The 912-nt window shown below is 51.0% G+C and carries 1 protein-coding gene; it reads right to left on the bottom strand.

Going from position 1 to position 912, the window contains the following annotated elements:
* Positions 1 to 912, bottom strand: a 912-nt coding sequence (locus AC1D1X_RS24525) for a type IV pilus secretin PilQ (protein WP_477699517.1), incomplete at both ends; no start/stop codon positions are given.

Raw genomic sequence — 912 nt, 5'->3', positions numbered from 1 at the left:
CGGTTCCACCATTTTCCACCAGTACCTGCGTTTGAATATGCTTGGTATCAATCGCGAATCCGTTCGCTGTTTCACGTCCCACGCTATCCTTGTTCACGTCCACTTGAAGGATGATGTTCCCCTCCGGCGTTATTTGCGGAGTGACTTCGAGCTTCAAGTTTGCCTTTCGAAAGGCAATAGCGGTGGCACCACTGGAAGTCGCCTGTTGATAGGGAAGCTCTGTACCCTGTTCAATCAGAGCCTTCACCTGATCAGCAGTCACGACACGTGGACTGGAAACAATTTTCGTCTTGCCATCTGCTTCAGATGCAGAAATCTCAAGATTAAGGAATCGTGTCTTTGCGGCATTGAACAAAGAAATGGCAAACGTACTTGCGTTGAATCCGTTTTGGCCTACACCAGGCAAGCTCACGAATTCACCTGCAGTAGTTCCTGCAACCGTCGCGTTATACGACCCGCCAAAAGCGGTGTTATTACCCTGGGTGAAGGGTCGACCCCCTAACCGCACGCCCAGAGATTTACCGAAGGAATCCGATGCTTCAACGATACGAGCTTCAATCAACACTTGACGGACTGCGACGTCTAATTTCGCTATCAGCGCCTGCACCTGTTCAAGTCGCGATGGTATGTCGGTAACGAACAATTGATTGGTGCGCGCCTCCGATATCACACTACCTCGCGCAGACAGTATCTTTGTAGCGCCAGCGCCGGAGCCCAACAGCCCTGCCGCAATGTCTGCAGCCTTTGCATAGTTAAGCTTGAAATCCTGGGTCCGGAGCGTTTCCAGACTTTGAATCGCATTCTTTGACTCCAGTTCCAGCTTGTCTTTGGCTGCAAGTTCGTCTTTGGGTGCGATCAACAAGACGTTGCCTGTTTTGCGCATGCCCAGTCCCTTGGCCTGAAGAATAATGT

It is taken from the genome of Polaromonas sp. P1_G4, assembly GCF_056405475.1.
Note: the sequence above shows the minus strand (reverse complement) of the source record. Positions and strands in the feature narration are given on the sequence as shown.